This window comes from Fictibacillus phosphorivorans (genome assembly GCF_001619875.1).
Taxonomy (GTDB): domain Bacteria; phylum Bacillota; class Bacilli; order Bacillales; family Fictibacillaceae; genus Fictibacillus; species Fictibacillus phosphorivorans_B.
Window position 1 is genome coordinate 72,162 of sequence record NZ_LRFC01000037.1, and the last position, 21,971, is coordinate 94,132.

The 21,971-nt window shown below is 39.2% G+C and carries 21 protein-coding genes and 2 other annotated features; of the genes, 4 read left to right on the top strand and 17 right to left on the bottom strand.

Annotation, left to right across the window (positions count from 1 at the left end; genetic code table 11):
* Nucleotides 1-174: 174 nt before the first annotated feature.
* The 5 genes from AWM68_RS15160 to zapA form a co-directional block, all read right to left on the bottom strand.
* Complete coding sequence (locus AWM68_RS15160; RefSeq protein ID WP_066243576.1) at nt 175-579, bottom strand: DUF350 domain-containing protein; 405 nt, start codon at nt 577-579, stop codon at nt 175-177.
* An 86-nt stretch (nt 580-665) separates the two neighbouring features.
* Nucleotides 666-3,023, bottom strand: a complete 2,358-nt coding sequence (locus tag AWM68_RS15165) for an endonuclease MutS2 (RefSeq protein ID WP_066243580.1) — start codon at nt 3,021-3,023, stop codon at nt 666-668.
* 30 nt (nt 3,024-3,053) lie between these two features.
* Complete coding sequence (gene polX / locus AWM68_RS15170) at nt 3,054-4,769, bottom strand: DNA polymerase/3'-5' exonuclease PolX (RefSeq protein ID WP_066243582.1); 1,716 nt, start codon at nt 4,767-4,769, stop codon at nt 3,054-3,056.
* 133 nt (nt 4,770-4,902) lie between these two features.
* Nucleotides 4,903-5,439: a CvpA family protein gene (locus AWM68_RS15175; protein WP_066243584.1), complete on the bottom strand. Its 537-nt coding sequence runs from the start codon at nt 5,437-5,439 to the stop codon at nt 4,903-4,905.
* A 1-nt stretch (nt 5,440) separates the two neighbouring features.
* A complete protein-coding gene (zapA, locus tag AWM68_RS15180; protein ID WP_066243588.1) occupies nt 5,441-5,701 on the bottom strand; it encodes a cell division protein ZapA in 261 nt (86 codons plus the stop codon).
* A 157-nt stretch (nt 5,702-5,858) separates the two neighbouring features.
* Between zapA and rnhC the strand changes: the two genes are divergently transcribed.
* Nucleotides 5,859-6,803: a ribonuclease HIII gene (gene rnhC, locus AWM68_RS15185; protein ID WP_066243591.1), complete on the top strand. Its 945-nt coding sequence runs from the start codon at nt 5,859-5,861 to the stop codon at nt 6,801-6,803.
* 285 nt (nt 6,804-7,088) lie between these two features.
* Here the strand turns inward: rnhC and pheT are convergent, their stop codons facing one another.
* From pheT to AWM68_RS15200, 3 genes are all read right to left on the bottom strand, one after another.
* Complete coding sequence (pheT, locus tag AWM68_RS15190) at nt 7,089-9,512, bottom strand: phenylalanine--tRNA ligase subunit beta (protein WP_066243593.1); 2,424 nt, start codon at nt 9,510-9,512, stop codon at nt 7,089-7,091.
* An 18-nt stretch (nt 9,513-9,530) separates the two neighbouring features.
* On the bottom strand, nt 9,531-10,565 hold the full coding sequence (gene pheS / locus AWM68_RS15195) for a phenylalanine--tRNA ligase subunit alpha (protein WP_066243596.1): 1,035 nt from the start codon (nt 10,563-10,565) through the stop codon (nt 9,531-9,533).
* A gap of 41 nt (nt 10,566-10,606) precedes the next feature.
* Nucleotides 10,607-10,827, bottom strand: a binding site (T-box leader).
* A 66-nt stretch (nt 10,828-10,893) separates the two neighbouring features.
* Nucleotides 10,894-11,661 carry a TrmH family RNA methyltransferase gene (locus AWM68_RS15200; RefSeq protein ID WP_066243598.1) on the bottom strand — a complete coding sequence of 256 codons (768 nt, stop codon included), beginning with the start codon at nt 11,659-11,661 and terminating at the stop codon, nt 10,894-10,896.
* A gap of 106 nt (nt 11,662-11,767) precedes the next feature.
* Between AWM68_RS15200 and sspI the strand changes: the two genes are divergently transcribed.
* Nucleotides 11,768-11,974 carry a small acid-soluble spore protein SspI gene (gene sspI / locus AWM68_RS15205; RefSeq protein ID WP_066243600.1) on the top strand — a complete coding sequence of 69 codons (207 nt, stop codon included), beginning with the start codon at nt 11,768-11,770 and terminating at the stop codon, nt 11,972-11,974.
* Nucleotides 11,975-12,098: 124 nt separating this feature from the next.
* On the opposite strand, the gene AWM68_RS15210 is transcribed toward sspI, so the two are convergent.
* The gene (locus AWM68_RS15210) at nt 12,099-12,593 is read right to left on the bottom strand and encodes a dUTP diphosphatase (protein WP_066243605.1); all 495 of its coding nucleotides are present in this window, start codon (nt 12,591-12,593) and stop codon (nt 12,099-12,101) included.
* Between the two features lie 103 nt (nt 12,594-12,696).
* Nucleotides 12,697-13,299: a TVP38/TMEM64 family protein gene (locus AWM68_RS15215; protein ID WP_066243606.1), complete on the bottom strand. Its 603-nt coding sequence runs from the start codon at nt 13,297-13,299 to the stop codon at nt 12,697-12,699.
* Nucleotides 13,300-13,443: 144 nt separating this feature from the next.
* Between AWM68_RS15215 and AWM68_RS15220 the strand changes: the two genes are divergently transcribed.
* Together AWM68_RS15220 and AWM68_RS15225 are read left to right on the top strand one after the other, a co-directional pair.
* Nucleotides 13,444-14,784, top strand: coding sequence for a cytochrome ubiquinol oxidase subunit I (locus AWM68_RS15220; protein WP_066243609.1), 1,341 nt, complete (start codon nt 13,444-13,446; stop codon nt 14,782-14,784).
* Between the two features lie 16 nt (nt 14,785-14,800).
* The gene (locus AWM68_RS15225) at nt 14,801-15,826 is read left to right on the top strand and encodes a cytochrome d ubiquinol oxidase subunit II (protein ID WP_066243612.1); all 1,026 of its coding nucleotides are present in this window, start codon (nt 14,801-14,803) and stop codon (nt 15,824-15,826) included.
* 6 nt (nt 15,827-15,832) lie between these two features.
* On the opposite strand, the gene AWM68_RS15230 is transcribed toward AWM68_RS15225, so the two are convergent.
* The 7 genes from AWM68_RS15230 to AWM68_RS15260 all read right to left on the bottom strand — a co-directional run bounded on the left by AWM68_RS15230 (nt 15,833) and on the right by AWM68_RS15260 (nt 21,953).
* On the bottom strand, nt 15,833-16,084 hold the full coding sequence (locus tag AWM68_RS15230; protein ID WP_066243616.1) for a DUF1294 domain-containing protein: 252 nt from the start codon (nt 16,082-16,084) through the stop codon (nt 15,833-15,835).
* Between the two features lie 74 nt (nt 16,085-16,158).
* Complete coding sequence (gene rplT, locus AWM68_RS15235) at nt 16,159-16,518, bottom strand: 50S ribosomal protein L20 (protein ID WP_066243619.1); 360 nt, start codon at nt 16,516-16,518, stop codon at nt 16,159-16,161.
* A gap of 37 nt (nt 16,519-16,555) precedes the next feature.
* Complete coding sequence (rpmI, locus tag AWM68_RS15240; protein ID WP_066243622.1) at nt 16,556-16,759, bottom strand: 50S ribosomal protein L35; 204 nt, start codon at nt 16,757-16,759, stop codon at nt 16,556-16,558.
* 24 nt (nt 16,760-16,783) lie between these two features.
* Complete coding sequence (infC, locus tag AWM68_RS15245; protein ID WP_066243625.1) at nt 16,784-17,287, bottom strand: translation initiation factor IF-3; 504 nt, start codon at nt 17,285-17,287, stop codon at nt 16,784-16,786.
* A 559-nt stretch (nt 17,288-17,846) separates the two neighbouring features.
* Nucleotides 17,847-19,757: a threonine--tRNA ligase gene (thrS, locus tag AWM68_RS15250; protein ID WP_066243630.1), complete on the bottom strand. Its 1,911-nt coding sequence runs from the start codon at nt 19,755-19,757 to the stop codon at nt 17,847-17,849.
* 271 nt (nt 19,758-20,028) lie between these two features.
* Nucleotides 20,029-20,260 (bottom strand) — a binding site (T-box leader).
* A gap of 64 nt (nt 20,261-20,324) precedes the next feature.
* On the bottom strand, nt 20,325-21,209 hold the full coding sequence (ytxC, locus tag AWM68_RS15255; RefSeq protein ID WP_082820733.1) for a sporulation protein YtxC: 885 nt from the start codon (nt 21,207-21,209) through the stop codon (nt 20,325-20,327).
* Nucleotides 21,210-21,296: 87 nt separating this feature from the next.
* Nucleotides 21,297-21,953, bottom strand: coding sequence for an amino acid ABC transporter permease (locus AWM68_RS15260; RefSeq protein WP_066243636.1), 657 nt, complete (start codon nt 21,951-21,953; stop codon nt 21,297-21,299).
* Between the last annotated feature and the right edge of the window lie 18 nt (nt 21,954-21,971).

The window sequence follows — 21,971 nt, forward strand, 5'->3', positions numbered from 1 at the left end:
GGGGTAGTTTTTCGGCTTGTTGAATAAGCTAAGCAACAAAAAACCAGGCCCTCACACATGAGGAGCCTGGTTTTTTTACGCAAAGAAAAATAAGTATATAAGACCTGCGGCGATAAAGACACCGCTTAGCACAAACAGAACTTTAAATAACGTTTCCATATTTATTCCCTTCAGCTATTCGATTCCTTCACCGATTACAAACGATAAACCAATGGAAATGATCATTGAGATAAAACCAACCGCTCGGTTATCATTTTCGATTTCTTTATCAATCTGAAACTTTGGTGTCAGAAACTCAAAGATAAAATAACCAACCAAAAGTAATACAAACCCATAAATTCCCCACGTAATCATCGTGATCAAAGAGTCATTTTGAGCAATAGAATACCGGAAAATATTTGCGATACCAAAGATTTTTCCGCCTGTAGCCATTGCAACGGATAAGTTTCCGTTTTTGATCTCCACCCAGTTTTTATAACGGGTAACAAGTTCAAACACAGCCAGAAAGACGACAAGACAAAGCACAACAACGCTGTAGTTTGCAGCTGTTTTAACAAACGCGTTACTCATAAAATCCATTCAGCAATACCCCTTTGTAAATGGCTTGGTTATGTGCTGGAGATATGGGTCTTTTTCCATTGAATAACCCCCTAAAAAATCTCCTCTTATTTTAATACAGCTACGGTCACTCCGCCTCCGCCTTCACCTGCTGCACCCATTCGAGTGGATTTCACATTTCGATGAGTTTTCAAAAGATCTTGAACGCCCTTTCTTAATGCACCAGTACCTTTACCATGTATAATATAAACTTGGTTAAAGCCTGCGAGTAGTGCTTCATCCAAATAACGGTCCACTTCGAGCATCGCATCTTCGTATCGTTTCCCTCTTAGATCCAGTTCAGGACGAGAGGAGTCTGAGTTTCCTGTTACTTTTACGAATGAACGAGGCTCAGGTTTCGGTTTACTTTGTTTTACCCATTCCAAATCTTTCTCTGAAACATTCATTTTTAAGATTCCGATCTGAACTTGATATTCAGTGCTGCTCACCTTTTCAACAATATGTCCTTTTTGCCCGACACTGAGGACTCTTACCTCATCTCCTGGTACATATTCTTTTTTGGTTGATACAGCTTTTGGCTTTTTACTTTTTGTTTTTGATTGAGGAACGGCTTCTTCCAATCTCTTCTTTGCTTCAATCAGTTTATGCTCTTTGATCTGTCCTCCAGCTTTTTGAAGCTCACGGATCTCGTGAATAATTTCTTCGGCCGTGTCACGCGCTTTTTCAACAGCTTTTTCTGCTTCTTGTTTCGCTTTTTCATACAGTCTTTCTTTTTCATTTTGAAAAAGCTCGAGCTCTCTTGCCAAGTCAGCTTTTATAGACTCTGCTTCTTTTCTTCGGTTTTCAGCTTCTTCCATCTCTTTTTCTGCTTGTTTGCGGTTATCTTCAAGAGATTTAATCATATTATCAATTTTGTTTTCATCTTCACTAATCTGTGATCTCGCTGAATCAATGATATCTTGGCGGAGTCCCAATCTTTTCGAAATTTCAAACGCATTGCTTCGACCAGGAACTCCAACTAATAACCGATATGTCGGTCTTAGGGTCTGCACATCAAATTCAACGGAGGCATTCATTACTCCGGGACGGTTATACGCGTATGCTTTTAGTTCACTATAGTGTGTCGTTGCAACAACCCTCGCTCCTCTTTCAAAAACGAAATCCAAGATAGAGATTGCAAGTGCTGCCCCTTCCTGAGGATCTGTTCCTGCACCTAATTCATCGAAGAGTACAAGTGATTCAAAATCAATCTTGTTTAAAATATCTACAATGTTTACCATATGTGAGGAAAACGTACTCAAGGATTGTTCAATGGATTGCTCATCACCGATATCAGCATAAATACTCTTAAACACAGCCATTTCCGATTCTTCTTGAGCAGGGATCTGAAGTCCGCATTGTGCCATCAGCGTAAGGAGACCTATTGTTTTAAGTGTAACTGTTTTACCCCCGGTATTAGGTCCTGTAATAACAAGTGATTGATATTCACCGCCTAACATAACGCTTGTCGGCACAACGGTTTCCTGATCAAGAAGCGGGTGTCTTCCACTGTTCAATGAAATAAATCCTCTATCATTCATGATTGGTCGTGTGCACTTTAACTCATGAGAGAATCTAGCTTTTGCTAGTATAAAATCCATTTCCGCAAGAATGTCCACGTTTATTAAAATATCATCCGCGCGCTCAGCAACCTGTGCAGTGAGCTCTCTTAAAATCTTTTCAATTTCTCGCGCTTCTTTTGCTTTTGCTTCCTTCACTTGATTGTTAACCGTTACAACGGACTGTGGTTCGATGAACAATGTCGCTCCACTAGCCGATTGATCATGCACCATTCCGCCAAAATTGCCTCTGTACTCTTGTTTGACTGGAATAACAAAGCGATCATTACGAATAGTGATGATGGAGTCTGATAACATCTTTTGATAGCTTGAAGACCTTACGATGGATTCTAGCTTTTCTCTTACTCTTGCTTCAAACGTACGGAGCTGCTGACGGATCGCACGCAGTTCCGGACTGGCACTATCCATCATGTGACCATTGTCATCAATACACGCTTTAATAGATTGTTCTAATTCATGAAGAGGAACGATTTGATCTGCAGCATAACTTAAAATACGCAGTTCGATTCCATCCTCTACTAAACCCTCGATAAATCTCTTGAACCGTCTTCCCCCATAAAGAGTTGAGGCGATATCCATTAGGTCTTCTTCGTTAAGCAGACTCCCAATTTTAGAACGCTTCACGTTCGAAGAAATATCGAAGATCCCGCCAAACGGAACTTGTCCTTTTAATCGAAGGACTTTTACCCCTTCATCTGTTGCCTCTTGTGCCTCGTTCACTTCTTCAAGTGTTGTATAGGGCATAAGCGATTCAATTTTATTTAGACCAAGTGAACAGCTTGCATGCTTTTTTAGCCGATCAATCACTTTTCTTAATTCTAAAACACGCAGCATTTTTTCTTGCATAATCGTTCCTCCTGATTCGAGGATATAGAGCTATCTTTTACGGTTAAGATAGGTTTCTAGTTCTTTTAAAGTCATCGTGTTTATCACGCTGTCTTTTCTAATCAAACCTTTTCTGGCAACCGCTGCTCCAATCTCCATATGTTTCATCGTATCTTTATAATGTGCATCTGTGTTGATCGCAATCTTTACGTTGAGCTCTTGCGCTTTTTGCAGCCATTCTGGCGCAAGGTCCAGCCGATTAGGATTTGCATTCAATTCAATGGCTGTGTCAGTCTCAGATGCCAGCTTTAGTAGCAGCTCTATGTCAACGTCATACCCTTCTCTACGGCCGATTAAGCGTCCGGTTGGATGAGCGATAAGGTCTACTTTGTTATGCTCTAATGCTGTTTTTAAACGTTTCATAATTTTGCTTTTGTCTTGAGAAAAGGCAGAATGAATACTCGCTATAACAAAATCCACTTCCTCTAATAAGTCATCATCATAATCCAATGTGCCATCGGGTAGTATATCCATTTCAATACCCGCGAGTATTTTAAAATCTGAATATTTTTTATTTAATTTATTAATCTCTTGACGCTGCATACGCACTCTTTCAGGTGTAAGACCATTCGCTACACGCAAATATTGAGAATGATCCGTGATCGCCATAAATTCATATCCTCTACGTCTCGCTTCTTCAGCCATTTCCTCAATAGAGAAGGCTCCATCACTCCAGGTTGAGTGAAGATGAAGATCGCCCTTAATATCCGACAGTTGAATAAGCTCATGTGCTTCTTTAAAAAGCTCAATTTCATCTCCAGTTTCTCTAGCTTCAGGCGGTATCCAGTTCAAACCGAAATGCAGATAAAATTCTTCTTCAGTCTTAAACGTTTGAACATCTCCTGTCTCAACATTCTCAACACCGTACTCACTGATTTTTTCCCCTCGAGCCTTTGCAAGCTGCCTCATTTTCACATTATGCTCCATCGAACCTGTAAAGTGATGTAAAGTTGTAGCAAATTGCTGTGGTTCAACGATTCGGAAATCAACTGAGACAGAGATCTTTTCATCTAGCACCACAGAAACCTTTGTATCGCCGCTTGCAATAACATCTATGATACCGTCTAAATTTAGAAGCTGTTCCTTCACTTTATCAGGATTCTGACTAGAGATAATAAAATCAAGGTCCTTGATCGTTTCGCGGTAACGTCTGAGACTACCCGCTCTAGAGAACTTTTCAATATGTGTCATCTTTTCCAGCTGTAGTTCTATTTTTTCAGCAATGGGCAGCATATAAGCGATTGGCAATCTTTCAGGACGTTTTCCCAGATCCTTTAAAGAAGATAAAATCTTTTCTTCTGTCTTCGCACCAAAGCCAGCCAGTGCTCTTACTTTACCATTTTCACATGCTTCTTTAAGAGATTCAATATTCGTTATACCTAACTCAGAATAAAGTTTAGCAATCTTTTTTCCTCCAAGGTTCGGTACTTGCAGCAGAGAGATCAATTCAGATGGTACTTTTTCTTGAAGTTCCACTAAAAGGTCAGACTTACCTTTTTCCATCATTTCAACGATAACCGTTGCAGTCCCTTTACCAATTCCTTTTAGCTTTGACACATCGCCGATCTCATCCATCGTACGCTCATCACTCTCAAGAGCATTGGCCGCTTTACGATAAGCGGAAACTTTAAATGAGTTCTCACCTAAAATTTCAAGGTAAAGAGCAATTTGTTCAAGTGTGCGTACGATCTCTTTTTTATTTACCATAACGAGCTCACCTCTTTTATTAGTTTTAAGGCTAAAAAGACAAAGACTGTGAGTATCTGGAGCGGAAATCAACCACTCTCAAGAACTACATAGTAAAAGCCAAGACAAAAAAACTTCTCCGCTTTGGGAGAAGTTACGCCATATGTTTCATCCACATTTCCTTTATTGACTCAGAAAATACGGGGGTGTTTTTGACCATTCCCTGTGCGATCCATGAATTTTCATAATGTGCTTGAAAGGCTTCAATCGGTACTAGTGTTGCAATATACAACAAGATAAACACGATCAGATATACTTCTACAAACCCTAATAGGCCACCAAGCCATCTATTAAATGTATGCAGGATTGGCAAATTGGCAAGAAAATCAAGCATGGAACCAAGAATCTGCAAGATGATTTTAGTCGCAAAGAACAGAATCGCAAAAGCAATGGCATTATAATATGCCTGTTCAAGTGATATACTGTTCATCAAAAATGATACAGAACTATCATCTGAAGACGGGTAAGGGATCCATAACTCCAGCTTTGGAGCTAAATCGTCATAATACAGGTAAGCAACAATGTAAGCTGCAATAAACCCGACTAAGTGAACCAGCTGCATAATGAATCCGCGTTTTAATCCAATCAAGAAACCACCTATTAATACAATAAACAAAATTAAATCCAACATACTATCCTTCCTCTTTTCCAATTCGCTGTTGCAATTTTTTCAGCTCTTCTTTAATCTTTAAATATTCACTCATTGTATTTACTGCTGTTAGTACAGCAAGTTGTTTCGTATCAAGAAACCGGTTATGAGATTGAATTTCTCTCATTTTCAAGTCTACTTTGTCAGCTACTAAATGAATGTGGCTGGAAGTTTCGGTTCCTGCAATTACATAACGTTGGCCATAGATTTCGACCGTAGTACGGTTTTTATTTTTGTCTTCCACCACAATTAACCTCCTTAACACAAAAAGGATTATTCATTTAATGAATACTAATCTTTATCTTATCAAATTTCGTACATAGTTGAAAATATTTCTGTTCTAACTCAGCTCTTTTTTTGATAATTTTGGAAATCTCTTCATTTATAGGAGGAAAATATGCATGTCTCATGTAGTGAAAAAAATGACAAACTCTGAAATACTCGCAATGAAAAATGAACTTTCACAATTACTTTCACCTAAAACACCACCCGGAGCCGTATTTTCAGCTAAACTTACAGATTGTACGGTAACAGCCTATCATTCAGGGAAAGTCCTGTTTCAAGGAAAAGGCGCTGAGGAAGTGTCTCAAAGATTTTCAGGTCATGTTGCACCGTCTAAAGTAAGTAGCAAAACTGCTAAACCTGCACATCGTTATGCACCGCCTCAAAATGCCGCAGAGTTATCTATGATCGGAAGCGATGAAGTCGGCACAGGTGATTATTTTGGTCCGATGACAGTTGCTGCAGCTTATGTATCAAGAGATCAACTAGATCTGGTAAGGGAACTTGGGGTTAAAGATTCGAAGCACTTAAACGATAAACAGATCATACAAATCGCAAAAGAGCTGATCCACACCGTCCCTTATTCCCTGCTTGTTTTAAACAATGAAAAGTACAATGAACTCCAGCAAAAAGGAATGACTCAAGGGAAAATAAAAGCGATCCTTCATAACCGTGCTCTTCAAAATGTTAAAGCAAAAATTGAAGGTGAGGAAATAGAAGGAATATTAGTAGATCAGTTTTGCGAACCTGGTGTTTACTTTAACTATCTAACGAAAGAGAAAAACCTTTTAAAAGAAGGTCTCTATTTTGCGACAAAAGGTGAATCCGTTCATCTGTCTGTAGCAGCCGCATCTATTTTAGCAAGATACAGCTTTCTAAAAGAGATGGATAAACTAGGGGCCCGCTTCAATACAGTAATCCCAAAAGGAGCTGGTCCTCATGTTGATGTTAAAGCAGCAGAGCTTGTGGAGAAATTTGGACAGTCTGTTTTTGACACAGCAACAAAGAAACACTTTGCAAATACCCAAAAAGCGTTGAATTTATTGCGTAAAAAGAAAAATTAAGAGGCGGAGAGGATGAATCATAAGGAATCATCCTCTTTTTCGTAGAGCGAGCATCACCCATTGGTTACTAAAAAGTTATAATCACATAAAAAATGCAGTTCATCACATAAAGAAGGGGTTGATCACATAAAAAATGAAGTCCATCACATAAAAATGATCCCTTATCACACAAAAGTGCCTAGTTCGCTTTGACACCATTTTCAAGAACGGAAAAAAATGCAAAAACAGCCTAATAATAAAGACAAAAAACTGGTCCATCTCTTGATGGACCAGCTTCTTCAACAATTATTTTCTTAATTGAGCACCGAAGCGTTCTTCTAAACTCTTTAAAACACGATTATGTGCCGTTACTACTTCTTCATCTGTTAGCGTGCGTTCTGGATCGAAGTATTTTAATGAAAAAGCAAGTGATTTCTTGCCTTCTTCCATTTTTTCTCCTTCATACAGATCAAAAAGGTTTACTTCTTTTAATAATTCTCCACCCGCCGCTTGTATTACCGTTGTTAGATCACCTGCTGGAAGCTCTTGATCAACGACTAATGCAATATCACGAGTGATAGAAGGATAACGTGGCAGCGTTTGATAGACCATCTGATCTGTTTCCTTCTCCAAAAGATTTGTTACGTTCAGTTCAAACACATACGTATCTTTTAAATTTAATTCTTTTTGAAGTGCAGGGTGAAGTTGACCAACAAATCCAACGGAAATACCATCAAGTTTCACGATGGCTGTTCTTCCTGGATGCATGTTTTCAATTTCTCCCGCTTCATATGTGATGCGTTCGGAAAGATTCAACTCGCTCATTAATCCTTCTAAAATTCCTTTTAGAACATAAAAATCGACTGTCTTTCTTTCACCCTGCCACAAATGTTCATTAAATACGCCTGTTACAGCTCCAGAAACAAATGCATATTCCTCTGGTAGTTCTGTCAACTTTTCTTGACGATTGATAAACACAGAACCCATCTCATAAATCGCGATATCTTCCATTGAACGGTTTCTGTTATATTGAAGCACTTCAAGAAGCTGCGGCAGCAAGCTCATTCTTAATGTACTGCGCTCTTCACTCATCGGATGAGCAACAGCGATCGGATAAACTTTTTCACCACTAAATGAAAAATGAGTTGATTTTGCCGGGGTTGTTAATGCATATGTTACAGCTTGATAAAGCCCAGCCCCTTCAAGATACGCTCGAATGTCACGGCGTTGTGACTGGTTCTTTGTTAAACCGCCAGGACGTGCTTCTGATAAAAGATATGTCGTTGGAATACGGTCATATCCGTAGATTCGTCCGACTTCCTCGATCAAGTCCGCTTCAATCGTAATGTCTGGTCTTCTTGAAGGAACAACCACTTCGAACTGACCTTCCGCTTCTTTATATGAAAACCCTAGTCTGTCAAAAATGGCTCCCGTTTGTTCTGGCGAAATCTCTGTTCCAAGGAGACCATTCATTCTAGAAACATCCATCTTTACGCTGTATGTGTTTACTTCGCGCTTTCCTGCTTCAACAATTCCTCGAGCCACTTTACCGCCGGCAAGTTCAGCCATCAATCCTGCTGCTCTCATAGCCGCTGCATATACACGGTTGCGATCGATGCCTTTTTCATATCTAGAACTCGCTTCACTGCGTAAACCTAGATCTTTAGAAGCTGCTCTTACACGCTGTGAAGCAAAGTAAGCTGCTTCCAAAAGAACGTTTGTCGTATCATTCTGCACTTCGCTCGTTGCTCCACCCATCACACCAGCTACAGCAATCGGATCTTTACCGTTTGTAATCACTAAGTGTGTGTTTTTGAGTGTACGATCTTGATCATCTAGTGTAAGAATGTGCTCACCTTCATTTGCTCGTCGTACAACGATTTCTTTTGAACCTAGACGATTATAGTCGAAAGCGTGAAGCGGCTGACCGTATTCCAGCAGTACATAATTTGTAATGTCAACAATGTTATTGATCGGACGAATTCCAGAAGCCATTAGACGATTCTGCATCCATAGCGGTGAAGGACCAATCTTAACATCACGGATAATCATTGCTCCATAATACGGATTATCTTCCAGTGAATCGATATGAACAGAAATAAAATCTTCTGCTTTTTCTTCTATGGTTGCAATCGTTAGATTTGGAAGCTTCACTTCTTGCTCAAGAATGGCTGCCACTTCATAAGCAACACCGATCACATTTAAACAATCTGCACGGTTTGGTGTTAGGCCTAGTTCCAGCACATGGTCATTTAGATTAAGGTATTCTAAAGCATCACTGCCTGGCTCTGCATCAGAAGGCATCACAAAAATTCCAGTTGAATATTCTTTTGGAACAAGTTTTGTGTCTACACCTAACTCTTGAAGCGAACAAATCATACCGTGTGATTCTTCTCCACGAAGTTTTGCTTTTTTAATTTTAAAGTTTCCTGGAAGAACTGCTCCTGGCACCGCAACAGCAACCTTTTGGCCTTGTGCCACATTAGGTGCACCGCATACGATCTGAGACACTTCCCCTTGGCCAACATCTACTTTACAAACTCTAAGTTTGTCAGCGTTTGGATGCTGGATACATTCTTGGACATATCCTACAACCACTCCGCTGATTCCTTTATTTAATGACTCGACCATCTCAACTTCAATACCGCTTTTTGTGATTTTATCTGCGAGCTCGGATGGTGAGATTTCTACATTTACATATTCTTTTAGCCAGTTATAAGAGATTAGCATATAATTCCCCTCCTCAAGTTATGCATTTTTGAATTGTTTTAAAAACCGGATATCGTTCGCATAGAAATGACGAATATCATCAATTCCATATTTGAGCATCGCGATACGCTCAGGTCCCATACCAAATGCAAAACCTGTGTATTTCTTTGAATCGAACCCTGCCATCTCAAGCACGTTCGGATGGACCATACCTGCTCCTAAGATTTCAATCCAGCCTGTTTGCTTACAGATCGAACATCCCTTTCCGCTACATTTAAAGCAAGAGATATCCATTTCAACAGAAGGTTCAGTAAAAGGGAAGAAACTTGGACGAAGACGAATTTTACGATCGTCACCAAACATTTTCTTAGCGAACGTTTCAAGTACACCTTTCAAGTCACTTAAACGAACGTTCTGATCAACCACAAGTCCTTCAATCTGCATGAACTGATGGGAATGTGTCGCATCGTCGTTATCTCTACGATAAACCTTTCCTGGAGAGATAATTTTTACAGGTCCCTGACCCTCATGCTTCTCCATCGTACGAGCCTGTACTGGTGACGTTTGAGTACGAAGCAAAAGATCTTCAGTGATAAAGAACGAATCCTGCATGTCCCGTGCCGGATGACCTTTAGGCAAGTTTAACGCTTCAAAATTGTAATAGTCTGTTTCTACTTCAGGTCCTTCTGCAATCGTAAAGCCCATGCTAAGAAACAGATCTTCAATCTCTGTTACAACCGCTGTTAACGGATGAGCATTCCCTTGCTTTACAGGTCTGCCTGGGAGTGAAACATCAATTGTTTCTTTCGCAAGTTTTTCTAGGATCGCTGCATTTTCCAGTTCAGTCTGCTTTTTATCGATCTCCTGCTGGATGCTGTCACGCACTTCGTTGGCATACGCTCCAATAACAGGACGTTCTTCTGCAGATAATTTACCCATTCCCTTCAATACTTCAGTGATCGGTCCTTTCTTTCCTAAATAAGCAACTTTCACAGCTTGCAGATCTTTTAATTCTTGGCTTTCTTTGATTTGGCCGATCGCTTCTACTTTTAGAGCTTCTAAACGGTCTTTCACCGTGCAACCCCTCCTTAAAAAAATAAAAAACTCCTCATCCAATAAGGGACGAGGAGTTCGCGGTACCACCCAATTTAACAATGAAAAATACACTGTTCACTTCATTTAAATAACGGCTCTTCACCGGTCAGCCCTACTAAACGTTTCAGGTGACAACTCAGGAGTGAATTCGATAATACCTACCAAAGAAATGCTCGCAGTCTAGACATTTCCTCCCTTTTTGGCGGAATCATTACCTACTTATCTCCATCTTTGTTTTTTACTTTATTTCATTCATCGTTTTCATTATATATGAAAAAAATCATTAATTGCAACGCCTTGAAACAAATTACGTTCGATTCCGTTGTAATTCATACAAAAGGATGCCTGTTGCAACAGACACGTTAAGTGACTCAGCACTTCCGAAGATAGGTATCTTCACTTTCATTGTTGATTCTTGCTGCAATGCTTCTTGAACCCCTGCTCCTTCGTTTCCAACGATTAAGGCGAATCCTTCAACTTCTGGTGCTTTCCGCATATCAACAGCTTCTTGCAAAGAAGTTGAGAGGACAGTGATATTCATTTCCTTACATTGCTGAACAATTTCTAAAAGGTCTGCTTTTACAATGGGAAGGTGAAAAAGAGATCCTTGAGTAGACCTGACTGTTTTTCCATTATAAAGGTCTGCCGTACCCTCACCTAAGAACACTCCATCAAGACCAGCGCTATCCGCTGTACGTATAATTGTTCCAAGGTTACCTGGGTCTTGTACACCGTCGATCAATAAGTACCGGCCATTTTTTTTAATCAGATTTTCGTTCTGATCCATCATTTCGCAAACAGCTATGATTCCTTGTGGTTTTTCCGTTTCAGATAGCTGTTTCATCAATTTTGAAGGAACCGACCATAACGCAAATTTTTCTTTCAGCCATGATTCATTTAACTCAAAATGTTCTTCAATAATGACATGCTGCAGTTTTGCACCAGATTTGATTGCCTCTTCAATAAGATGAGGACCTTCAATCAAATAGGTGCCTGATTTTTCTCGCTCTTTTTTTGTATGCAGCTTCTTCCATTGCTTTAAAGAAGCGTTGGATTCTGATTCGATGTGCTTCATATAACATGTACTCCTTTAAATCATAAATATTTAATATTTCTCCTCATAAAACTTACTCATATCGTACACAATAAAAAAAGAAAAAAATAATAGAGGTGCTAATCCCATGAATCTTGATTTAAGAAAAGCTGTTTTGCATAATGTTACTGGTAACAATAAAGAGCAATTGCAAGATACGATTGTTGATGCGATCGAAAGTGGAGAAGAAAAAATGCTCCCTGGTCTTGGTGTACTTTTTGAAGTGATCTGGAAAAATTCAGATCAGCAAAAGAAGGAAGAAATTTTAACAACTCTATCTGATGGCTTAAAGTAAAACCCGGATTTCCGGGTTTTTTATTTTCGCTGTTTCCAATCAACTTGTCATAGAAGCGAATAAACAAAGATTAAATAGCTGCTCTGTTGATTTTGAAAGCCACAATCTTTCAGAAAAAGAGTTTTTAATAACCTGTATCCTGACGCTCGTGATTTACAGCATTTTTATCGAAGTAAGCCGCTTCAATCTCTTCTAGTGAAAAGCCAAGTTTGAGGCCTAATCCTAAGAACTCATTAAAAAACGCATGAAAATCGTGGTCTGATAATGATTTAGAACCCCATTGATAAAGAGAGAGAAAGAGTTTGTTTATCTCTATCTTGTCCATTTTTTCTTGCATTTCAACCTCATTTGGCAGATCAATCTTTGTAAAGCCAAGGTCTAGTCCGATGGATAACACAAAATGCAAACCGTCTACATATTCCTCTAAGATTACGTGTTTATCAGAAGCTGGACGTTTACTCCAATATTTGAAGCATCTTGTTTCGTTAGCCAGTTCCCCGAGTTCAACAAGAAATGCTAATCTTCTTTGTTCAGATAATGATGCATTTTCCAGGTTATGTTCTTTTACAATTCGTGTATTCAATTCATCTTGCATGGAAAAAAGTTGTTCAATCTTCACGTTCATCCCCTGCCTTTCATTCCTAAGCTATTATAACGTTATCTTGGTCTACATTCGAGGACGAATTTATTCTATTTCAAATCCAGCATAAAAAAAGCACGCCCTATGCAGGCATGCGCTGTTTTTCATGTTTTACGTCGCTTTCCTCAAAAAATTCACTCCATTTTATGACCCATTCTTTTCTTCTTAATAGATAAAACAGTACGGATAAGCCGATTATGACTGCTACTGATGTAACCAGTGACAGAGAAAGCAGTACGGACCCAAATGAGGAATAGAAAATGGCTATTGGTATGTTTGAAATAATACTAGCCTTCGTATACTCTTTAAAATTTGATGAAATCTCAATCAGACAAAGACTTAATAGATGAAAATGCATGAATGGAATCATTTTTAAAATAGCAATCTGACCTACCGAGAATGGCATTCTTTTTCCGATCCACTTTTTCTGCAGTTTTTTTACTTTTTTCATAAGTTTTGGCATGCTCTTCATACCCCAGTAAAAAAGAACACTCGACAAGGTAATACCGATAACAGAATAAAATGTGCCCGCAACGGCTCCGAACAAAATTCCACCTGTCAGACAGATAAGACCTACAGGCAGGAAAAAGAATTGTCTAAAAGCCTGAAGCAAAATAAACAGCAAAGGGGCAAAAATCCCACTAAACTTGAGCACCTCGATGAATACACTTGTATTGTCTAACACGCACTCACCCCCCTTTAAGTCAGCATATGACAGAAGACGAGCTCTATATGACAAAATGTCTTGTGCATAATCCCTTCTATATTTTGACACCTTAAAGATAGCTTGTTTACTTACAAAGTTCTTAGTCTTTAGGAGGAATTGGGCATGGATACAGTTGTACTAGCAAGAGCCTTTTTTGGAACATCATTAGGTTTTCATATCATTTTTGCGACGCTTGGCGTTGGAATTCCTTTAATGATCGTCATTGCTGAAATCATTCATCAAGTTAAAGGAGACAACGACTATGCGATCATGGCAAAAAGGTGGACGAAAGCCTTCGCTGTTCTTTTAGGGGTTGCTATTCCTTCAGGAACAATCGTAGGTGTACAGCTATCACTGCTATGGCCTGGTTTTATGGAGATAGTGGGAAAAGTCATATCACTCCCGTTCCAAATTGAAATTTTTGCATTTTTCTTAGAAGCCTTATTTATGTCCATCTATGTATATGCAGCAGACAGATTACCAAGGTATTTTCGTTTAATTTCTGTATTTTTTGTTGCACTTGGCGCTGTTGCGTCTGCAATTTTAATATCTGCAGTAAACACGTGGATGAATACACCCGCAGGTTTTAAAATCAAACCGGATGGTACGATCTATGATGTAAATCCATGGGATGCCTTTTTTAACCCTAGTTTCCTGTCCTCTTCTTTTCACGTTGCAATAACCGCTTATATGACAGGAGCCTTTGCTGTTGCCTCGGTAGCGGCATTTAAACTATTAAAAAAACGCTCTGATCGTGAACGCGCTTACCATTTAAAAGGACTTTTCATGTCTTTAACTGTTGCGCTTGTGATGAGTTTTGTATCGGCTGTCTCAGGGCATCATTCTGCACAGATTCTGCACCAGCATTCACCTGAAAAACTAGCAGCAGCTGAAGGACTGTTTGAAACTCAAAGATATGCACCGCTTGCAATAGGCGGTTATACAGATCCAAAGACGGAAGAAGTTAAGTATGGTATAGAGATTCCCTGGGCTCTCAGCTGGCTAGCTGCTGGTAGATTTGATACGGAGGTTAAGGGACTATACGAGTTCCCTCGTGAAACGTGGCCACCTTTCTATGTTCATACGCTCTTTAACTTGATGGTAGGAATTGGTACTCTTTTACTGGGATTGGCCGCCGTTGCCTTAACTTATTGGTGGTTCTTTGTTAAAAAGCGAGGAAAGCCTTTCCCTAAGTGGCTGCTTTGGTCTCTCGTATTGTCTGGACCTTTGTCCATGCTCGGCATTGAATTCGGATGGGTGTTCAGCTGTAGCGGAAGACAACCTTGGACGATTTATAGGGTTCAGACAACAGCAGAAGCGGCAACAAAAAATGAAGATCTTGGCGTGCTCTTCTTGTTATTCTTATTTTTGTATGCCCTGCTTAGCGTATTAACCGTCCTTATTTTAACAGCCTATTTCAAAAGAAATCCGGTTTCAAAAGATATGGAGAAGATCCAAGGTTAGGAAGGAGGAAGAAAGAATGAGTGAAGAAGTTTTAGCCATTCTAATGATGTGGACCTTTATTTTTATTTATAGCATCTTCGGTTCTATTGATTTTGGTGCAGGATTTTGGGCGATGATCTACAACAATCATAGAACAATGGCAGGCAGGATCGCCAACCGATTCTTGTCTCCAACCTGGGAGATTACCAATACGTTTCTCGTCCTCCTCGTGGTAGCGTTTGTGGGCTTTTTTCCTAAAGGAGCCTATACTCTTGGAACCGTAATGCTAGTACCTGTTTCATTGATCCTATTTTTGCTTGCTATTCGAAGTGCTTTTATGGTGTTCTCTTACTCTGTGCAAGGATATAGAAGAACGATGTTTATTATTTCAGGAATATCAGGCTTGTTGATTCCATCCTTGCTCATAGCGGTCCTTCCAATTTCTCAAGGAGGTTTTATCTCCGTGGATGGAGACACTCAAAGCCTTTTGTTAGGAAAATTGTTTACGAGTCCAACGCTTTATCTCTATGTTTTGTTCGGTTTAACCTCGGAACTATATCTGTCATCTCTATTTTTAGCTGATTACGCACGGGTTTCGAATAGAGAGGAAGCATACAGATTGTATAGGAGCAATGCCATCCTGCTCGGACCACTCACGTTACTCTCTGCGCTATTTACGTTATTGTTTATGCCACCAGAATCTCGATGGCTTATAGACAACCTCATGGATCAAAAAATATGGTTTATTCTGTCTTTACTTGCGTTTCTCGTGGCATACGCATCCATTTGGTGGCCAAAACAAAACCGCCCAGGAATTGGACGGCCGCGTTTTACATTATTGGCAACTGTATTTCAGTATGGTCTAGCTAGTATCGGTTATGGTTTAGCTCATCTGCCGTATATCGTTTTTCCTGAATTAACGATCTATGAGGCTTTTACGGCTAAAGAAACCTTTTATTCCTTGATGATTATGTATATCGTCGGTCTTGCCATACTCGCTCCTGGTTTTTATATATTCTGGAGGCTCTTTTTAAAAGACAAACGATACCTACAGCAGGATTAGCTTTTTCTATATGAACCAGCCGGCCAAAACAGTGACCGCGATGCTTAAGACAGGTAGACCGTATCGAAAAGATGGATGTTTCGTCTTATGACGGAACTTTTTCATAGCTAGCCACATCCCAGGTGCTCCGCCTAAAAAAGCGATCAGCCAAAGCCTCGCTTCAGGCGTGCGCCATTTCCCTTCTTTCGCATACGCTTTGTCTTTTTTCATAACATAATAGGCGGCTGTGTTTAAAATGAATAAATATATGATTAACACCTTTTTGTTTTCCCTTCAGAATGAAAAAAGATCATCTCCATCAAATGAGGAAATGATCTTTTCTTTTTTTCTAATTAAGCTTTAAGGCTTTCTTTAGCTTTAGAAGCCAATTCAGAGAAAGCTTTTTCGTCTGTGATTGCAATCTCAGAAAGCATCTTACGGTTGATGTCGATACCCGCAAGTTTAAGACCGTGCATTAAACGGCTATAAGAAAGACCGTTTGTACGTGCAGCAGCGTTGATACGAGTGATCCAAAGCTTACGGAAATCACGCTTCTTTTGACGACGGTCACGGTAAGCGTACATAAGTGATTTGAATACTTGTTGTTGTGCTACTTTAAATAATTTATGTTTAGAACCGAAATAGCCTTTAGCTAACTTAAGAACTTTTTTACGACGACGACGTGTTACATAGCCACCTTTTACTCTTGGCATATTAAAAACCTCCTATTTTTAAATCGAATAACGACGATTAACGTTTTTTGTAAGTTAACAATGTGCGGATACGCTTGTAATCACCACTGTGAACAAGTTTTGCTTTACGAAGCTTACGCTTAGCTTTTGTAGACTTGTTAGCAAACAAGTGACTAGTATAAGCGCGAGCACGCTTCAATTTACCTGATCCAGTTTTTCTAAAGCGCTTTGCAGCACCTTTATGAGTTTTCATTTTAGGCATAATGGTTATCCTCCCTGGTAAAAATTATTTTTCGGCTTTAGGTGCAAGGATAAGGAACATGCTACGACCTTCCATCTTCGGTTTCGTTTCAACCGTAGAAAGATCTTCACATTCTTTCGCTAACTTTTCCAATACCGTTTTTCCGATTTGAGAATGAGTAATTGCACGTCCACGGAAACGAATACTTGCCTTAACTTTGTCGCCTTTTTCAAGGAACTTACGGGCATTTCTAAGCTTAGTATTAAAGTCGTTTTCCTCAATCGTTGGACTTAGACGAATCTCTTTAGTCGTAATGACCTTTTGATTTTTTCGTGCTTCACGATCTTTACGTTGTTGCTCGTATTTAAACTTACCGTAGTCCATGATACGACATACTGGCGGTTTAGCAGTTGCAGCAACGAGTACAAGGTCAAGATTTGCGTTTGACGCAAGGTCTAAAGCTTCTTGTCTAGATTTAATGCCAAGCTGGCTTCCATCAGGACCAATTAAGCGAACCTCACGAGCACGAATACCTTCATTGACAGACATGTCCTTACTAATAGTAAGTCACCTCCAAATTTTTTCAAGTAGAGTGCGGTTAACACTCGACTTTGTTATTTCTGCAAATAAAAAAAGCGTCGGCGTAACGATCACCCACACATAGTAAACCGGCTATGTACACTATGACATGCCTGAATATCCATCTACCCATCAACAGTCTTAAGACGTCGAATCAGGTGAGAAGCGGGTGCTTCTGCTTGTTTGATGCTTTATTTTATTAACCTTACATACTATAACATATTGGAGACAATTGTGTCAAACAACGAATGTATTAACAAGCAACGAAATTAATTTTACTTCGTTTATAGAAAGAATGCAAGAGTTTTTTTGATCGATTCGGCATGAAGCTCAATTAATTTTGTGTCTAAAATAGCTAATCTGTCCAATCTCATCATTAATTTGTCCAATTTCTCTCATAATCTGTCCAATCTCTGAATTAATTTGTCCGATTGATTGCTTTTTCTGTCCATTTCCAAACTTATCTGTCCATTCAACTTTCATATAAATAAAAGCAGCCAACTTGTAATTGGCTGCTTCCCTATTTTATTTATCTCTTCTCATTAATCTGAGCTAAAATTTTGTCTCGGAAATCTTCATAAGAAACCGTTTCTGATTTTTGCTCACCATATTTACGGACGTTTACAGCATTGTCTTCAATCTCTTTATCACCTAAAACAAGCATGTAAGGGATCTTCTTCATTTGAGCTTCACGGATCTTGTAACCCATCTTTTCATTTCTTGTATCGATCTCCACACGAATTGCATGCTTCTTCAAATCTTCTTGAAGCTTATGAGCATACTCATTATGAACATCGGATACAGGGATTAATTTCACTTGAACGGGTGCTAACCATGTTGGGAATGCTCCAGCAAAGTGTTCAACAAGGATTCCTAGGAAACGGTCAATTGATCCATAGATTGCACGGTGAATAACGACTGGACGGACCTTTTGGTTGTTCTCATCTACATAAGTAAGGTCAAACTTTTCAGGCATTTGGAAGTCCAGCTGAATTGTTGCACACTGATGACTTCTCTTAAGAGCATCTTTAATGTGAAAGTCAATCTTCGGACCGTAGAAAGCTCCATCTCCTTCATTTAGGTGATAGTTCATTCCAAGATCTTCTAGAACGTTTTTCAACGCGCCTTCTGCTTGTTCCCATAAGCGGTCATCACCCATAGAATCTTCAGGACGAGTAGAAAGTTCAACTGAATACTCAAAACCAAACGTGCTGTAAATTTTATCAACAAGTTTGAATACATTTTTGATCTCACTTTCAATCTGTGCCGGTGTGACAAAGATATGGGCATCATCTTGACAGAAAGTACGAACACGAATCATTCCGTTTAGTGCACCGCTATATTCATGACGGTGAACTTGACCGAACTCAGCCATACGTACAGGAAGATCTCTGTATGAATGAAGCTTGTTTTTAAAGATCAGCATGTGACCTGGGCAGTTCATCGGTTTCATCGCAAATTTAGTATCATCCACTTCAGAGAAGTACATGTTTTCGTGGTAGTGATCCCAGTGCCCCGATTGCTCCCATAAACGCTGATTCATCATAAATGGCGTACGCACTTCATCATAATCCACTTGACGCTGAAGTTCACGAGAGAAATTCTCAAGTTCCGTACGGATCGTTTGGCCGTTTGGAAGATAAAACGGCATTCCTGGCGCTTCTTCAGAAAACATGAATAACTCTAATTCTTTCCCTAATTTACGGTGATCACGTTTTTGAGCCTCTTCAATAAAGTGGAGATACTCATCAAGATCTTTTTGGCTTAAGAATGCAGATCCATAAATACGCTGAAGCATTTGATTGTCACTGTTCCCACGCCAGTAAGCTCCAGAGATACTCATTAATTTATACGCTTTGATTTTTCCAGTCGAAGGAACGTGCGGACCGCGGCAAAGGTCAAAGAACTCACCTTGCTCATAAATTGTGATTTTTTCACCTTCAGGAAGGTCACGAATCAATTCAAGCTTTAAATGATCATTCAATTTTTCATAAATCTCTAGAGCTTCTTCACGGCTTACTTCTTTACGCACGATAGGCAAGTTTTCGTTAACAATTTTTTTCATTTCTTTTTCGATCGCTGGAAGATCTTCTGGTGTTAAATTGTGAGACATATCAACATCGTAATAAAAACCGTTATCGATAACTGGTCCAATTCCTAGCTTCACGTCTGGGTATAAACGCTTAAGAGCTTGAGCAAGCAAGTGGGCATTAGAGTGTCTTGTCATTTCAAGACCTTCTTTAGAATCCTGCATCACGATTTCAATGGAAGCATCTTCTTCGATCGGACGTGAAAAATCATATAATTGACCATTCACTTTTCCTGCAACAGCTTTTTTCTTTAAACTCGGGCTGATACTTTCTGCTACTTGTTCAGAAGTAACGCCTTTTGGAAATTCTTTGACTGATCCGTCTGGGAACTTGATTGAAATTGACGACATATAAAACATCTCCTTTTTTATTTAAAAACAAAGTCTTTATTGTCCTTGAAAGAGGTTGATCTCCGTTACAGGATACTCGCTTTCCGGGGGGTGGGCGGTGAGCCTCCTTGAGGCTATGCGCCATTAGGAGTCTCACCTGTCCCACTTATCCCCAGGAGTCTCGTACCTTACACTCCAATCAACATTTCGATGAAGGTAAAGTAAATCCAAATAACTCAGAAGTGACAAACCTTCAAAAAAGAGCCAAAAACAAAAAACACCCGTCCCTAAAAGAAGGGACGAGTGATGATCTCGTGGTTCCACCCTTGTTCCACAACATATAAAGATGCTGCGGCACTCGGACAGTGTAACGGACTGCGGCCGTCAACGAATACTCTAATAAACATTTCACCGTTGAAGTTCCAAGGTGGTAAAGCAATTTTCCGTGATAGGAAGTTTTCAGCCAAGACTTCCCTCTCTTTGAACCGTAAAAATTTGCTTCGTGTCCTTTTCAATACAGATTAAGTGATAAAATTATACATTTATTATATGCAGTCACTTTTCAAAAAGCAAGAGGGCTCTCCATGTTTATGATTTTTTTTTGCGATAATACCTTTGTTCCTTATAAGGCATCTTCTCTATTGGGCTAATTGTTACCTTTTCTTGAAATATATTTTTTACGGTTTGAAGCAGAGGATGATCAATGTCATAGGCAAATACTCTAGCAGAAGATGGTGATAATCCGATTAACGGTCCTAGAAGCCTTTCGTCCAAATTTGTGACATTTGTTAATCGCAAAGCTTTTTCATGGAACATCATTAATTCTGTGTGTGACAATTGTCTTTGCTGTTCATCAAAAAGTAATACTTGCTCTTTCTCAAAAATAATGATGATATCAGATTTTGAGAAAGACCTTTGTTTTGTTAAACACGTCCTGAGCTGCTCGACAAACATTTGGTATTCCAGCTCTAATTTATATTCATCGATGGCACATTCAACAACTTTTAGCAGGGTAGCTAAATACTCTTTCAATCTAAACTTTACAAATGATTCAAACTCTAAAAATTCCGTCTTAGCTTCTAGTATTGAGTCCCACTGTCTGCGAATCAAATCATTCAGGCTAGGCAGATGCTTCACTTCAGGAATTCCTTCGATCTCTCCTAAAAGAATACTCTTTGTTATAGAGAAGATTTCTTTTTGTTCAGTAGTATCTGTGTAAAAAAAGGCATGTTCAATCAATTCCTTTAAACAAATATCTTCTACCTTATTCCTTGTAAATTCTGTTAACACATCCAATATGAACGATTTTTTCTCATGTATGTGCAGTTCAAGAATTTTTGAAGAAGTTTCAGATAATTTGGCAAAGGAAGGGTTTATTTTATGTTTTGCTGCCATCCTGATCATGTTTTTCAAGACAGCTATTCCGTCTGATGGGTGTGAAAAGGCAATCGCGACCAAATAAGTCCCCCCCATATAAAATCCTCAATAATACACTATATGGGACGAGGTCCTAAAACATGTTACTTACAAAAGAAAAAACAACCCAGTATATCGGGTTGTTTAATCATAAACAAATTTACGTTCAATTTTTGATAAAATATAGGCCATTCCAAGAGTTAAAAGTAAATACATTAACGCTGCAGTCATATAAGGTTCCCATGGCCGGTAATATTCCCCCATCATAGCCCTTGCGTAATACATTAATTCAGGTGTTGCAATAATAGAAACTAATGATGAATCCTTTATTAGAACGATAAATTCATTCCCAAGCGGAGGAATCATTCTTCTCGAAGCTTGTGGAAGGATTACAAGTTTCATCGCTTGTACATGATTCATCCCTAGAGAACGCGCAGCTTCCATCTGCCCTTTATCAATTGATTGAATACCAGCTCTGAAGATCTCAGCGATATATGCTGCTGCATTCAGTGATAGAGCTAGAACACTGGATACAAATACGTTAGGCGGCTTCATAAAAATCGGCATGAGTGCTGAATGAATCAATAGGATCTGAACTAATAATGGAGTTCCTCGAAAAAAACTGATATACCAGACACAAGGAAGACTGATGTATGACTGTTTCATCATCTTCCCGAGTCCGATAAATAGACCTAAAATGGTGCCAAAAAGGATGGCTAACAATGAAAGTTGGATTGTAACCCATGTTCCTTTTAAAAACAGGGGCATATACTCACCAATGATTTGTAAAGAGAATTCCATGTAGACCTCCAAAGATTG

Bases quoted from the DNA above. Each gene is read 5' to 3' on its own strand.
- AWM68_RS15175 (WP_066243584.1), bottom strand. From the start codon at position 5,439: ATGTTGGATTTAATTTTGTTTATTGTATTAATAGGTGGTTTCTTGATT.
- AWM68_RS15220 (WP_066243609.1), top strand. From the start codon at position 13,444: ATGGATACAGTTGTACTAGCAAGAGCCTTTTTTGGAACATCATTAGGT.
- sspI (WP_066243600.1), top strand. From the start codon at position 11,768: ATGAATCTTGATTTAAGAAAAGCTGTTTTGCATAATGTTACTGGTAAC.
- AWM68_RS15165 (WP_066243580.1), bottom strand. From the start codon at position 3,023: ATGCAAGAAAAAATGCTGCGTGTTTTAGAATTAAGAAAAGTGATTGAT.
- AWM68_RS15200 (WP_066243598.1), bottom strand. From the start codon at position 11,661: ATGAAGCACATCGAATCAGAATCCAACGCTTCTTTAAAGCAATGGAAG.
- AWM68_RS15260 (WP_066243636.1), bottom strand. From the start codon at position 21,953: ATGGAATTCTCTTTACAAATCATTGGTGAGTATATGCCCCTGTTTTTA.
- thrS (WP_066243630.1), bottom strand. From the start codon at position 19,757: ATGTCGTCAATTTCAATCAAGTTCCCAGACGGATCAGTCAAAGAATTT.
- pheT (WP_066243593.1), bottom strand. From the start codon at position 9,512: ATGCTAATCTCTTATAACTGGCTAAAAGAATATGTAAATGTAGAAATC.
- rnhC (WP_066243591.1), top strand. From the start codon at position 5,859: ATGTCTCATGTAGTGAAAAAAATGACAAACTCTGAAATACTCGCAATG.
- rpmI (WP_066243622.1), bottom strand. From the start codon at position 16,759: ATGCCTAAAATGAAAACTCATAAAGGTGCTGCAAAGCGCTTTAGAAAA.
- ytxC (WP_082820733.1), bottom strand. From the start codon at position 21,209: ATGGGGGGGACTTATTTGGTCGCGATTGCCTTTTCACACCCATCAGAC.
- polX (WP_066243582.1), bottom strand. From the start codon at position 4,769: ATGGTAAATAAAAAAGAGATCGTACGCACACTTGAACAAATTGCTCTT.
- rplT (WP_066243619.1), bottom strand. From the start codon at position 16,518: ATGCCAAGAGTAAAAGGTGGCTATGTAACACGTCGTCGTCGTAAAAAA.
- AWM68_RS15160 (WP_066243576.1), bottom strand. From the start codon at position 579: ATGGATTTTATGAGTAACGCGTTTGTTAAAACAGCTGCAAACTACAGC.
- AWM68_RS15225 (WP_066243612.1), top strand. From the start codon at position 14,801: ATGAGTGAAGAAGTTTTAGCCATTCTAATGATGTGGACCTTTATTTTT.
- infC (WP_066243625.1), bottom strand. From the start codon at position 17,287: ATGTCTGTCAATGAAGGTATTCGTGCTCGTGAGGTTCGCTTAATTGGT.